General features: G+C 56.7%; 11 protein-coding genes. 7 read left to right on the forward strand and 4 right to left on the reverse strand.

Features of this window, described 5'->3' with window-relative positions; all coding sequences use genetic code 11:
• Positions 1–127: 127 nt before the first annotated feature.
• Complete coding sequence (locus VGH19_12005) at positions 128–529, reverse strand: hypothetical protein (GenBank protein ID HEY1172087.1); 402 nt, start codon at positions 527–529, stop codon at positions 128–130.
• A 129-nt stretch (positions 530–658) separates the two neighbouring features.
• Here VGH19_12005 and VGH19_12010 point away from each other — a divergent pair, with 129 nt between their 5' ends.
• From VGH19_12010 to VGH19_12020, 3 genes are all read left to right on the forward strand, one after another.
• On the forward strand, positions 659–1,399 hold the full coding sequence (locus VGH19_12010; GenBank protein ID HEY1172088.1) for a hypothetical protein: 741 nt from the start codon (positions 659–661) through the stop codon (positions 1,397–1,399).
• Between the two features lie 93 nt (positions 1,400–1,492).
• Complete coding sequence (gene pdxA / locus VGH19_12015; GenBank protein HEY1172089.1) at positions 1,493–2,509, forward strand: 4-hydroxythreonine-4-phosphate dehydrogenase PdxA; 1,017 nt, start codon at positions 1,493–1,495, stop codon at positions 2,507–2,509.
• Positions 2,510–2,694: 185 nt separating this feature from the next.
• Positions 2,695–3,786, forward strand: a complete 1,092-nt coding sequence (locus tag VGH19_12020; protein HEY1172090.1) for a hypothetical protein — start codon at positions 2,695–2,697, stop codon at positions 3,784–3,786.
• Positions 3,787–3,898: 112 nt separating this feature from the next.
• On the opposite strand, the gene VGH19_12025 is transcribed toward VGH19_12020, so the two are convergent.
• Complete coding sequence (locus tag VGH19_12025; protein HEY1172091.1) at positions 3,899–4,840, reverse strand: AraC family transcriptional regulator; 942 nt, start codon at positions 4,838–4,840, stop codon at positions 3,899–3,901.
• Positions 4,841–5,347: 507 nt separating this feature from the next.
• Between VGH19_12025 and VGH19_12030 the strand changes: the two genes are divergently transcribed.
• From VGH19_12030 to VGH19_12045, 4 genes are all read left to right on the forward strand, one after another.
• Positions 5,348–5,887: a hypothetical protein gene (locus tag VGH19_12030; protein ID HEY1172092.1), complete on the forward strand. Its 540-nt coding sequence runs from the start codon at positions 5,348–5,350 to the stop codon at positions 5,885–5,887.
• Positions 5,888–5,961: 74 nt separating this feature from the next.
• Positions 5,962–9,015 carry a PSD1 and planctomycete cytochrome C domain-containing protein gene (locus VGH19_12035; protein HEY1172093.1) on the forward strand — a complete coding sequence of 1,018 codons (3,054 nt, stop codon included), beginning with the start codon at positions 5,962–5,964 and terminating at the stop codon, positions 9,013–9,015.
• Between the two features lie 115 nt (positions 9,016–9,130).
• The gene (locus VGH19_12040) at positions 9,131–10,624 is read left to right on the forward strand and encodes a DUF1501 domain-containing protein (GenBank protein ID HEY1172094.1); all 1,494 of its coding nucleotides are present in this window, start codon (positions 9,131–9,133) and stop codon (positions 10,622–10,624) included.
• 149 nt (positions 10,625–10,773) lie between these two features.
• On the forward strand, positions 10,774–11,271 hold the full coding sequence (locus VGH19_12045; protein ID HEY1172095.1) for a fimbrillin family protein: 498 nt from the start codon (positions 10,774–10,776) through the stop codon (positions 11,269–11,271).
• A gap of 394 nt (positions 11,272–11,665) precedes the next feature.
• Here the strand turns inward: VGH19_12045 and VGH19_12050 are convergent, their stop codons facing one another.
• A complete protein-coding gene (locus VGH19_12050) occupies positions 11,666–12,706 on the reverse strand; it encodes a hypothetical protein (GenBank protein ID HEY1172096.1) in 1,041 nt (346 codons plus the stop codon).
• Between the two features lie 84 nt (positions 12,707–12,790).
• A complete protein-coding gene (locus tag VGH19_12055) occupies positions 12,791–13,765 on the reverse strand; it encodes a 2-dehydropantoate 2-reductase (GenBank protein ID HEY1172097.1) in 975 nt (324 codons plus the stop codon).
• Positions 13,766–13,844 lie beyond the last annotated feature (79 nt).

Consider the following 13,844-nt stretch of genomic DNA (forward strand, 5'->3'; position numbering starts at 1 on the left):
AACAAGCCTTGCGCAGTGCCGAAGCCAGAACTTGGGAGGCGCTCTTGGCGGCCATCGCCGCCGCCTTGGCCTCAGTCACCCCACAAGACGCCGCTTCCTGGTTCGCACATTGCGGCTACAACTTTATTTAAAACGCTCTAGGCTGAGGCTTTCCATATTTCTTGATCCACGGTTCGGGTTTTTGGCCGAGATCATCTCGGGTGCGGACGCGGAGGATGGCGATGATTTCTAACTGGGCGCGTTCGCGTTGGTGTTCCACGAGGGTATCGAGGGCGGAGCCGTGGGTTTGTTTGGTGCCAGAGGGGAAATGGGTGACGATGCTGCGGAGGCATTCAGCGGCCTGCGTGGCATTGCCGGCAAGGGAGCGGTTGCTGAGTTCGCTGAAATAGGCGATCTGGTCGTTGGCGGCTTCGATCTGATCTTGAAGTTTGAAATGATTCCAGAGCTGGAGCAGGGAGATCAGGGCGAGCAGAGCGCAAAGGGTGAGGAAGATTTTTTCGCGACGGGTTTGTGCGAGCTTAGTCAGCATGTGCGGTTCCTATGGGGGGCGAAGTTAGAGGCAGCGGGGGAGGGTGTCGATATCGCAGTCGGGTGGGATGTGATTGATGGAGGGATGGAAGACAGATAGCTTGGGGCAGGTAGTAAACACCCAGCAATTATGCTTACGCCGACTTGCCCGCAGTGCAGCCGTGTGATTCCTGCAGAGGATATCAATGTGGTGAAGGATGTGGCGTATTGCCGGTCGTGCAATCTGGCGAGTGATCTTTCGGTTTTGGTGCATGGCATTTCTGAGCCTGCGGTGGTGGTGGATCTGCAGAATCCGCCCAAAGGGGCATGGTATCGGCGGGAGGTGGGATTGACGGTGATCGGGGCAACGCATCGATCTTGGGGGGCGGCGGTGGCGACGTTGGCGTTCGGGTTGTTCTGGAATGGCGTCGTGTCCGTGTTTGTGATGCTCGCGCTGCTTTCCACGCTCAAGCTGCTCGGGGTGCCGTTGCCATCGTGGGTGCCTAAGATGGATGGGGAACAGCTCGGCTGGGGGATGACGATTTTTCTGTGGCTGTTTCTGACACCGTTCATCGTGGTCGGATTAGGGATGATAGGTGCGTTCTTGTCCTCAATAGGCGGGAAGACGGAGGTGCGAGTGGAGATGTCGGATGGGCTGGTTTTTGTCGGCGTGGGATCGGTGGGATGGAAGAAGCGTTTCAATCTGCGTGAGGTGAAGGGTGTGCGAGTGATTAATAATTCGTGGACGGATAGCGATGGGGATCGGCGCAAGAAAACGGGCATCGTGATCGAGCTGCACGATGGGAAGGAAATCGAGTTTGGGAGTGTGTTGACGAAGGAGCGGATGATGTTTGTAGCGGGGGCACTTCGGAGAGCAGTGACGGGCGGTTGAGTGATGTAGCTGGAGGGATTGATAAGCACAGGGGATGACAGCTTGAGGGCGGGACGCTTGCGGGGAGGCTTCATTGCTGCCAAGTTTGGGGAAATGAGTTCGTTGATTCCTGTTATCGCGGTGACGATGGGTGATCCGGCTGGGGTCGGGCCGGAGGTTTGTTTGCGTCTCTTGGCGGAGCCTTCAATAGTGGAAGTTTGTGTGCCGGTGATCTTCGGGGATGCGGCGGTGCTCGCTCGCGTGGCGGAGGTGACGGGGTTGCCGTTCAAGGCCCCGGTGATTTCACAGGCGGATTGGGTGGTGGCTTGTCAGCGGGTGAGTGTGCCGTCGGTGTTGGATCTGCGACAGGTGGATGCGGGGGCGGTGGTGGCGGGGAAGCTCTCGGCGGCTTGCGGGGAGGCGGCGTATCAGTATGTGAACCGGGCGATCGATGCGGCGCTGGCGGGGCAAGTGCAGGGGGTGGCGACGGCGCCGCTGAACAAGGAGGCGATGCATTTGGCGGGGCACAGGTATCCGGGGCATACGGAAATTTTCGCGGAGCGGATGGAAGCCGAGCGGTCCTGCATGATGCAGTATTCGGAGGAGATCACATGCAGTTTCGTGACGGTGCATTGCGGGTATCATGATGTGCCTGCCTTGATGACGACGGCGCGCATCTTAGAGGTGATTGAATTGACGGCGACGGCGTTGCGGCGGATTCGGGGGCGTGAACCGAAGTTGCTGGTGTGCGGTCTCAATCCGCATGCGGGGGAGAATGGGCTTTTCGGAGATCGCGAGGAGGAGCGGTTCATTGTGCCAGCGATTGAGGCGGGTCGCGCGAAGGGGATTGATCTCACTGGGCCGGTGCCGCCGGATACGGCGTTCACTCCGGCGCGGCGGAAGGAGTTCGATGCGGTGGTGTGCATGTATCATGATCAAGGGCATATCCCGGTGAAGATGATCGCGTTTGAATCGGCGGTGAACACGACGCTGGGCCTGCCCGTGGTGCGGACGAGTGTGGATCATGGGACGGCGTTTGATATCGCGTGGCAGGGGAAGGCGAGTGCGGGGAGTTTGTTCGCGGCGGTGAGGTTGGGGGCGAAGTTGGCGCGCTCGCGCGAGAGTTCCTAGTTTTCAGTTTGCAGTTTTCAGCCGGTTGCACCGGAGGCCGACTCAGTCTCAGGTTTCAGGTCTGATGTTTCAGGTCGGGAATTCGCAGTCAGAACGTCTTCTGGTTTTAGTTTCGGGTTGGCGCTTGAGATTTTGGGGTGAAATGCGAGGGTAAGACAGCCAAGTAACAAGTATCCCGAATTTTTATGCCTAGAATTCTTCTGCTTTTATTGTTTTTTCTGCCGAGGTTGCTCTTAGCGCAGACGGAGCCTTCGAAGGTGGTTGCTGGCAAGTTGATCGAACGAGAGTTCAAGGTGAATGTGGCGGCTGTGATTCGAAATATTGAGCAGGTCATCGGGGTGGTAAAGGAGGGTAGTAAAACCAATGCGCAAGAGATGCTAGTGCAGCTCTTCACTGCTGCCGGAGTTGATCTCTCGCCGAAAGGTGGGGCCGGAAAGTTGGTGGTTCTGGATGAGAAAGCCGGTGTGCTGCGAGTGAAGGCGACTGGTGATGATTTGGAAGTAATAGCGGGTGCTTTAGAGATACTCGAAATAGATCCGGTGCAAGTATTGTTTGAGGTGAGACATATAGAGATCGAGGAGAACTATGCGAAAGAGGAGGAGTTGAAACTGTTTTTCAAGGCGCTGACTCCAGTGGCAGAAGTTGGCTGGCGAGATAGTTGGCTCAAGGTGCCCAGCATCACGGCAACGAATGTGACGGTGGAGGGTTTGTTCCGGCCGGGCTATAGCAGGATATTATCCGAAGGGCAGACTAAAATCATGATCAAGAAACTAGAGTTACATGACGGGGTGAGTCTGATTGCATTTCCGAGAGTAACGGGGATCACGAATCGGCCAGTGCAAGTCGGCTCCCGGATCAATCATGCCAAGGGGACGATATCACATTTGGAATATTATCCGGGCCGAGTAGAGGATCATGTGCTGAGAGCGGGAGTGATGACTGAGTTGGATGCTCGCGTGGTGATGCAGCCTGATCGGAAATCCATCACTGTGGATTGGATTGCCGGGGTCACGCAGGTGCTTGGTTTTCAAACAGTGAGCGCCAGCATAGCCACTGGTAACAAGGCGAATGCGCCGGTTCCAAATTTTCGTGTATGGCATGTGACAGACTCCACTCAGATGAAGGATGGGGAGACATTGATGGTAGGGTGCGGAAGATCTGACTCCATCACACCGGGTAGAATGGGAGGACCGAATCAAACGAACAAAGTGGTGACTATTCTGATGCTGACGCCGAGATTGATGGATGCGGAGGGAAAGCCGATAAATGGGAAGTGAGGATGGATCGATTGGTGAAAGAAAGGGGAGGAGTTAGCGCGGACTAATGTCCGCGGCTACGGCTGGACGAGGGGGAGGTTAGTTCCGCCTCCTTACGTCGTCGGCTACGAGATTACTTCCCGTTTTTCTTTTTGATGACGGGTTCGGGTTCTTGGGGCTCGTTGGCCTGTTGTTGTTCGAGCCATTTTTTGTGGGCGCGTTCGCGTTGACGGTATTCGCTGGGGGCGAGCTGCGTCATGCGTTTGAAGTCGCGGCTGAAATAGAACTGGTCGTAGTAACCGGTCTCATCGGCGATCTGGGCGATGGAGAGGTCGGTTTCCAGCAGGCGTTTCTTGGCCTGGTTGATGCGTTCGCGCTTGAGCCAATCGATGGGGCTGGTGCCGGTGGCGGCTTTGAAATTCCGGAAGAAATTTGAGACGCTCATGTGCGCCATGGCCGCCAGCTCATGCACGCGCAAGGGCTTGTTGTAATACAGGCGCATGGCTTCGATGGGCTTGTGGAGCGATTGCGGGATCTCGTTCTCCTTCTTGGGCGAAGGGTTCGCGGAGTAACGGGTCTTGAAGAGTTCGCGGATGAGCTGGCCGACCTCGGCGTGGATGGTGACCTCCATGGCGATGGGGCGGGTCTCCATCACGCGGAAGATGCGCTGGAAGATGGCGGCGGAGGTGCGGGCATTGATGCCGGAGAACACGGGTGAACCGGCGGAGGTGAGCATCTGATACATGCGCTCCATGTGCGGGCCGTCCACGCGGATCCAGAGCATTTCCCAAGGGGAGCCTTCCTCGGGCCAATGGGAGTTCGCGTAGTGATTGTAGATCCAGGCGATCTCGCCTTCTTTCACCTGCCAGATGCGGTCGTTCACCTTCACGTTGCCGATGCCTTTCAAGCATAGCAACAGCTTGTGGCCGGGATAGTTCGGATGGATCTTCGCGTAGTCCTGCCCGGCGATAAGGTGGCCGGCGCGGAGGACGCAGTAAAAGATGTCGCGACTCGCCTCGGTGGGCGTGTGAAACAACGAAATCATGACCTTCGTCTGCTTTGGAGCGGTGCGCATCGTTCGGAGGATATTACATGGAATAGGGGTGGCTGTCTATCAGACATGCGGGTGCGCGTAACGATTTGATTACAGGTAGCATCAGTGAGGTTGGACGCAAGGGAGGTGGGGAAGTGTTCAAAGAAAATGTCCAATGACGAAATCCGAATGACGAAGGAATGAGCAATGACAAATGACCAAATGAGGAGAAGGGGGATGAAATTTTGTTCCCATGGAGCCAACCGGCCGAACCGGAGGCTAACGGAGAGGCGGGAAATGTGACAGGGTGAGGACATCGGAAAGAACATTTTGTGCCGATATAGGCGATATAGCCGATGTAAGGGTAACGCAGAGGTGGCGGAGATGGCAGAGTGCAGGAAGAACAGACGGTTAGATGGCCTCTGCTGGTGGCAGGAAGTGCCATGGAGTTGAAAGAATATTGCATGGTAAAGGTGAATGGGAATGGTAGAAATAGGGAGAAGCCCGGAACCTGGCCGCTAATGCGGAATGACGAATGACTAAATCCGAATGACGAAGGAACAAACAGTCAAATCAAGCGCGCCGAATCGGAGTTCGGCGCTCCGTAAGATTGTTGCAGTAGTGATAGTTGTTTTGCTGGCGGGAATTGTATTTTGGGTGGTGAGGAATGGGCAAAGTGGGCCGGTGGAGGTGAGTTTTGAAGGGATGAAGACTCTGGCGACTGCAGGGGGGAAAAGTCAGATGGCGGTGTTTCGAGTGAAGAATAATTCGGCGCGACCGATCTCATACTATAGTTTCATGGATCGAAAACCGTCTCTCATGGTGCATGAGCTCGAATTACGAGGTAGACAAATGGACATGCTCCAAGACGCGGCTATTCCATGGTATCACGAATGGCGTACGTTAAATCCTGGTGAGGCGATTGAAGTGGAGCAGCATATCGCGAGTAGAAACCGTTTTTGGGATGTGCAGTTGCGATATGTTGAGGGCAAGAAGGAGGGAGTGTCTGTTCTGATCGGGTCTCCAGAAGAGGTGGAGTGGAAGACGGCAAGAAGCGGCAGTTTGTGGCCGGTGAATTGGCGGCTGTGAATCTTAATCAGGTGAAACGAGTGAATAGATATAATACATCATCGCCGGGTCGGAGACCGGCGCTCCGTAAGGTGGTGCCGAGTTGGAGCTCGACGCTCCATTGGGTGTGGGTGTTGGGGCTGATGCTGGTGTCTTCGGTGAGTGGGGCGGAGCGGGCGGTGGATTTTGCTCGGGATGTGCAGCCCATATTGGCGGCCAAATGTTATGAGTGTCATGGGGCGGATATGCGGAAGGGCGGGTTGCGGCTGGATCTGAAGCGGGATGCTTTGATGGGCGGGGATGATGGCGCGATCATCGTGCCGGGGAAGAGTGCGGAGAGTTTGATCTTCAAGAAGGTGTCGGCGACGGATTCGGCGAAGCGGATGCCGCCGAAGGGTGAGCCGCTGACGGCGCAGCAGATCGCGACGTTGCAGAAGTGGATCGATGCTGGTGCGGTTTGGCCGGATGAAGCGGGCGCGGTGACGGCGAAGGCGCAGAGCCAGCATTGGGCGTTTCAAGCGGTGAAGCGCGTGGAGCCGCCGAAGGTGAAGCAAGCGAAGTGGGTGGCGAATCCGATCGATGCGTTTGTGCTCGCGCGGTTGGAGCAAGAGAAGATCAAGCCATCGCCCGAGGCTGACCGTTATACGTTGGTGCGGCGGTTGAGTTTGGATTTGCTGGGCTTACCTCCGACGGTGGAGGAGGTGGAGACGTTCGTGAATGACAAGTCGCCGGATGCGTATCGCAAGCTAGTAGAGCGGACACTGGCGTCGCCGCATTTCGGGGAGCGTTGGGGGCGGCATTGGTTGGACATGGCGCGGTATGCGGATAGCGACGGGTATGAGAAGGACCGCGCGCGGCCGTTCGCGTATGTGTATCGCGACTGGGTGATCCGAGCGATCAATGAGGATATGCCGTTCGATCGCTTCAGCATCGAGCAGCTCGCGGGCGATTTGCTGACGAAACCGACGCATGAGCAGATCGTGGCGACGGGGTTTCATCGGCAGACGCTCACGAATACGGAAGGTGGCGTGGATCAGGAGGAGTTTCGCACGAAGGCGGTGGTGGATCGCGTGAGCACGACGAGCACGGTGTGGCTCGGTCTCACGATGGCGTGCGCGGAATGTCACACGCATAAGTATGATCCGATCACGCAGCGTGAGTTCTATCAGTTCTACGCGTTCTTCAACAATGCCTCTGAGAAAAATGTGCCCTCACCGCAAGTGGAGGAGCAGGCGAAGTATAATGAGGACAAGGCGAAGTGGGATATCGAGGATCGCAAGCTGAAGGCGCAACTGGCTGAGTATGTGAAGAAGGACTTGCCCGCGAAACAGGGGGCGTGGGAAAAGACGGCGCAGGTGAAATTCACGCCTTGGGCGCAGTTGAAACCGGCGAAGGTGGCCTCTGAGAATGGGGCGACGCTCAAGGCGCAAAAGGATTACGTAGTGGTGAGCGATGGGAAATTGCCGGATACGGATACTTACACGGTGGAAGTAACACCGGAAGCGAAGCGCATCACGGGATTCCGCCTCGAGGCGATCGATGATCCGAAGGCGAAGAAAGGGCCGGGTCGCGCGAAGGATGGGAATTTTGTGCTGACGAAGTTCAGCGTGAAAGCGGTGTCGCCCGATGGTGAGGAGCGCGAGGTGAAGTTAGGCAATCCGCAGGCGACGTTTTCGCAGAGCAAATTTCCGGTGGCGAATGCGTTGGCGGGAGATGCGGGCAGTGGTTGGGCGGTGTCGCCGAAGTTCAATGAATCGCACGCAGCGGTGTTCGAGACGGCGGAGGATCTGGTTTTGCCGGAGGGCGCGAAGCTGGTGTTCACGCTGGAGCACAAATACAAGACGACGTATCTGCTGGGGCAGTTCCGGCTAGCGGCGACTGATGCAGCACGGCCATTGAAGGCGGATATGACGCCAGCGGGAGTAGCGTCGGCCTTGGCAAAGAGTGCCGATCTGCGGACGAAGCAGGAAAGCGTGGCGCTCGCGAAGTATTATCAAGAGCAGGTGGACGTGGAAGCGCGGAAGATTCAGGCGTTCATCGATGCGCATGCGAAGAAGGCGCCAGCGGCACCGGCCACCACTGCGGCGGTGATGGTGGAGGAGGCGGAAGGCCGCAAGACGCAGGTGCATGTGCGCGGAAACTTCATGGATAAGGGCGCGGAGGTGCAGCCGGGAGTGCCTTCGGTATTGCCGGTTTTCAAAGCACGCAGTGAGAAGGCGGACCGGTTGGATTTGGCGAATTGGCTCTTTGATCCGGCGAATCCGCTGACGGGTCGCGTGACGGTGAATCATATCTGGAAGAATTTGTTCGGGCGCGGGCTGGTAAACACGGTGGATGATTTCGGCACGCGTGGGGATAAGCCGTCGCATCCGGAATTGCTCGATTGGCTGGCGAGCGAGTTCCCGCGGCTGAAGTGGAGTCGCAAAGAGATGATCAAGCTGATCGTGATGTCGAATACGTATCGGCAGGAATCGGTGGTGCGGCCGGAATTGATGACGCGTGATCCGCTGAACACGTTGCTCGCGCGGCAGAATCGCCTGCGGCTGGAAGCGGAGAGCGTGCGGGATGCGTATCTGGCGGCGAGCGGGTTGCTGGCGCGCAAGGTGGGCGGGCCGAGCATCAAGCCGGCGTTACCGGATGACATCGCGGCGCTGGGGTATGCGAATTCCGTGAAATGGCAGGAGAGCAAGGGCGAGGACAAGTATCGGCGCGGACTCTACATCTTCTTCCAGCGCACGGTGCCGTATCCGATGTTGATGACGTTTGATGCGCCGGATTCCACAGTGGCGTGCATGCGGCGGGAGCGATCGAACACGCCACTGCAAGCGCTCACGCTCTTAAATGATCCGGTGTTCTTCGAGTGCGCGCAGGCGCTGGGCTTGCGGATGGCGGATGTGCCGACGAGTGATGCGAGCGCGAAGATCAGCGAGGGATTCCAGTATTGCTTCGGGCGGGTGCCGTCGAAGGCGGAAGGGAAACGGCTAGAGGAGCTTTATACGGAGCAGGTGAAGTTGCTGGAATCGCGACCGGAGAATGCGAAGAAATTGGTGGGTACGAAGACGGCAGATGCGGATGCGCCGCAGAAGGCGGCGTTGGTGGCGCTGGCGAGGGTGATGCTTAACCTTGATGAATTTATAACTCGCGAATGAAGAAGAGTTTCAAGTTTTCAGCGTTCAGTTTTCAGAGGGGAAAGGAGTTAGCGCGGACTGACGTCCGCGGCTACGGGTCGAGGACGAGGACAGGACGATTACGAAGTAGTTTGTTATGAATTTGCGTAAATATCTTTCGCCGCAGGAACTGGTGCGGTTGACGCGTCGGGATTTTTTGACGACGAGCGCGACGGGCATCGGCACGCTGGCGCTGGCGACTTTGTTCAAACAAGGGAACTTGCTGGCGGCGGAATCGCAGGTGCGTGATCCGCTGGCGGTGCGGCAGCCGCATCATCCGGCGAAGGCGAAGAATTGCATCCTCATCTATTTCGAGGGTGCGCCGAGCCAGATGGATCTCTTCGATCCGAAGCCGAAGTTGAACGAGTTGGACGGTCAGAAGCTGCCGGATTCGATGCTGGAGAAGGTGCGGTTCGCGTTCATCAAGAAGGAGACGGTGCGGTTGATGGGCAGCCCGCGTAAGTTCAAGCCGCACGGGCAATGTGGGATGGAGTTGAGCGATCTGTTGCCGCACATCGGTGGCATCGCGGATGACATCTGCCTGATCCGCTCGATGCACACGACGCAGTTCAATCATCATCCGGGGCAGTTGATGATGAATTGCGGGTCGCCACTGTTCGGTCGGCCCACGATGGGATCGTGGTTGAATTACGGATTGGGAAATGAAGCGCAGAATCTACCGGGCTATGTGGTGCTGACGGCGGGGCGTGGTTCCAGTGCGGGAGCGAGTGCGTGGTCGAGCGGGTTTTTGCCGAGCAGTTACGCGGGCGTGCTGTTCCGCAATCAGGGCGATCCGGTGCTGAATCTCTCGAATCCCGAAGGCATCACGCCAGAGATGCAGCATCTGGGGCTGGATGCGATTGGAGATCTGAATCGTCTTCGGCACAAGTATGTGGCGGACCCGGAGATCGCGTCGCGCATCAATGCGTATGAATTGGCGGGACGCATGCAGGCGGCGACGCCGGAGTTGATGGATTTGAGCAGGGAATCGGCGGCGACGTTGAATGCGTATGGATTGGACCGGCGCGAGCCGGATATCAAGGCAGCACGTGGCGGTGGCCCGGGACAGTTCAGGACGTTCGCGCGGAATTGTCTGCTGGCGCGGCGGATGATCGAGCGTGGGGTGAGGTTCGTGACGGTGTTGCATGCATCGTGGGACCATCACAGCAATTTGAATGAAGAATTGAGTTTCAACGCTCAGATGGCGGATCAGCCGATCGCAGCGCTGGTGAAGGATTTGAAGCAGCGCGGGTTGCTGGAGGATACGATGGTGATCTGGGCGTCGGAATTTGGTCGCACACCGTTGGGCGAGAATCGTGGCGGGTCCACGGTGGTGACGGGGCGTGATCATCATCCGTTCGCATTCAGCCTGTGGCTGGCGGGTGGTGGGATCAAGGGCGGGCAGGTCATCGGCAAGACGGATGAGATCGGCTGGGGCGTGACGGAGGATCCGATCTCGGTGCATGACTTGCACGCGACGATCTTACATCAGTTCGGGTTCGATCATGAGAAGCTGACATATCGTTTTCAGGGACGAGATTTTCGGCTGACGGATGTGGAGGGGAGATTGGTGCCGAAGATGCTGGGGTAGGGAACGGCCGCAAAGAGGCGCAGAAGGCGCAAAAAGAAAAGACGTTACAAGGGTGTGACATGGTTGCCATCCCTGTGTAACAATAGGGAGTTAGATAGAGGGCGTGCTGGCGGTCTTATGGCTGGCACATTTTAAAAGACGTATCCTCTATGAAGTTGAAATTGAACTTGGCTTTTCGAGCCTTTGAACTCCTTGCGGTCACACTCTGCGCCGGTCTTTTGGCTGGATGCAGTTCGGAAGAATCCATCGACATGCCGGCACCGAAAGCGCAGGCACAAGCGGTGGCAGCGTTCGATACCTCGGCGGTTTTGACAGCGACAGCTCCAGAAGCGATTGCACCGCCGACGGCGATCGTGCAAGCGGAAGCGGCTGTTCAACCGGTGGTCACGAATGCACAGGCAGTAGCCGGGGAAGTGCCGCTGTATAACATCGCACCGGAAGATCTGATGAAGCATCCGAAATGGGGGCCGGTGTTGCAAAAGTTATCGCAAGCTTGCGTGGCGTTCTTCGCGGCGGAGAAGCGGGTGCCGGGGTCGGTGGCGGAGATGGAGGCGAAGGGTTTTACCAAGGATGTACCCGCAGCGCCTGAGGGCATGATGTTCCAGATCGATGCCGCGAATTATCGGGTGATGCTGGTGTCGATGTGAGATGAGACCGCTTGGGGGGAATCCCGGCACCCCTCACCCCGGCCCTCTCCCCTCCGAGGGGCGAGGGAGATGGAGCGTTATTCTGCTTCCCGGTGTCACTGTTAATTCGAGGCAGCGCGGATACGTGTTAGGCATCACGCCTGCCGCGTGCTTGAGTGCGGTGGGTTGTGGTATGGTTCGCGTGAAAGACTTGCGAACGATATGAGGCTGCGCTTTGCCTTTACTGTTGCTGTTTAGCTGATGTTCACCGGGGCCATCAAACTGGCGTTGAAATATGGCGTGGTGTCACTGCCAGCGACCTATCTCATGGATCGCGATAGCAACATCATCGCGAAAGAATCTTGAAGGTAAAGAATTGCTGGATGCGGCGGCCAAGGCGGTGAGGAAATAGGCTCTAGGGTTTGAATGCCCATTCGCGGTCCTCCAGAAAACGGGTTTTGCTCCAGACGCTTGTATCTACTTGATGGCCGATTTCCTGAAAGTATTTTTTTGCCTGTTGCTTCTCACCTTTCTGCCCGGAGAAGTAGCAGAGGCGGGTCTTGGCCCACAGGGAGTCAGGGTAACGTTTGAGACAGATTTCCAACCCTTTCTTCAACCGCGGCCACTCCACTGGTGAATCCCGTATGAAAGCATCGTAGAAGCCCATGCTGTGAGCCAGGCAGGCATTGCGGGCGTAGAAGAGATCACCTTCTTCCCCGCCCAGTTTATCGGCTTCTGCCTTGATATAGTTGTGCCACTCATTTGGATCTTTGCCATGCCAGCGAGGTTGGAGATAGGTGATTTTCTGAAAATACAGACTGATGTAATCCGGGGCCAGAGCGATGCCTTCGGCAACCATTTGCTCATACTGGGCGCGCGGCATGTTTGAATGGAGGGCAATGCTTTGAGCCACTGTATAGTAGTAAGGACATTTGGATTCGAGCTTGTAAGCCCGCTTCAAGATCTCCCCGGCGCGGGCAAGTCGCATACGCATCAGGTTAAAGTTTTGCTGGCTGACGGTATTGGCCCAACCTCCACCCCGGGCGTCACTGGCGTAACTGGTCCAATAATCGGCCAAGGCAGTGAGGGCTGTGATGCTGTTGGTGTTAGCGCGGGCCCAAGATTCCAGTTGGAGCTGGCGTTGTTGCCACTGGGCCGTGGTAGCATTGTCAGGCAATCCGCTGAGGGCGCTGTAAAATGAGACCAGATGCCAGGAGCCAGAAGATATCTGCTTCTTGGAAGTCCGCAATTCTTTGGCCATCTCCTCCAGTTTTGCGTAGTCGCGTTTGGCCAGCAGAGGAAGTGCTTCTTTCTCGTATTGGGTGATGGTGGCGGGAAACTCCCTAGGCACGGCTACGAGATTATCTGGCGAAAATGAAGCCTCAGCACCATCACTTCGCAGGGGGAGAAAAACGAGCAGCGCGGAGAATAAAAGTCTGAGACAGTCCTTGTACATATGGGCTTTTTATCCAAGCGGACGGGGACTAAGGCAAGCACTGTTTTAAGGCTAAGAAATGCGACGTGTACAGTTTCTCTGTGATTATTTTTCTATATGGCAACTGTCGAGCAAGGAAAGGATGGTCACGAGCCGGAACAATCTTGGAGTGGCTGTCTTGACTGCTTGTGCGCGACGGAGGGGTTCTTGGAACATGGTTTCCAATTCCAGTGGGAGGCCATGCTGAAAGTCCAGGAGGGTGGAGGGTTTGTAGGCCCCCATCTCGCTCGTGTTCTTGATCAGCTTTTCGATGACGTCGAAAGAGGTGTCGTAGCCTTGGGCGCGTCCTGCGGTGATGATCTCGGTCATGAGTGCGCGGACAAGGGCCTGCCACTGCGGGTCAGCGAGGAGGTTATCCGTGGTTAAACAAGGGAATAAAGGATCTGGAATGGTTGGGTTTTCAGCGGAAAAGGCTTCAAGCCCGGCGGCGCTGGCGACACCCAAGCCATTGAAAGGAATGTTCCAGATGAGTTTTTCCCAGCGGGCTTTAGCCAATGAATCGGAGACGACACAGGGAACGCCCGAGTGACGGATGGCGGAGGCGATGTCATGAGTGCGCGGTTCAGGCCAGCCGTTATATTCACCCATGACGATCTTGCCGTGAGCCTGGTGTCTGATGACGCCCGGTTCGATCCGGTTCAGGCAGACGTAGCAAAGGCCGCCGAGGATTTGCCCGGCTGGAAACAGCTTGGCGAGGGCTTCTTCATTCCCCAGCCCGTTCTGTAATGTGAATATGGCCGTCTGCGGGCCGACCAAAGGGGGGAGCAACTTGGAGAACTGATCGTTGGCGATGGTTTTCAGGCCGATGAGGATGACGTCTGCGTGACCGATCTCCTCCGGTGTGCGGGCGCATTTGGGGTTCACATGGAAGTCGCCTTCATCACTGAGGATGCGCACACCTTTGCGGCGGACGATCTCGTAGTCCGAGCGCAAGAGGAAATGGACTTCATGGCCGTCACGGCAGAGCTTGGCTCCGTAGTAACTGCCGAGCGCCCCGCAACCGACGACTGCAAACTTCATGAGATTCAAGTAAGGCAAGAAATGGGAAAGAGCAAACTTGTTTAACCACGGAGAAAGGTGGTTAGCCACGGATGAAACA

The organism is Verrucomicrobiia bacterium (assembly GCA_036405135.1).
Lineage (GTDB): Bacteria > Verrucomicrobiota > Verrucomicrobiia > Limisphaerales > JAEYXS01 > JAEYXS01.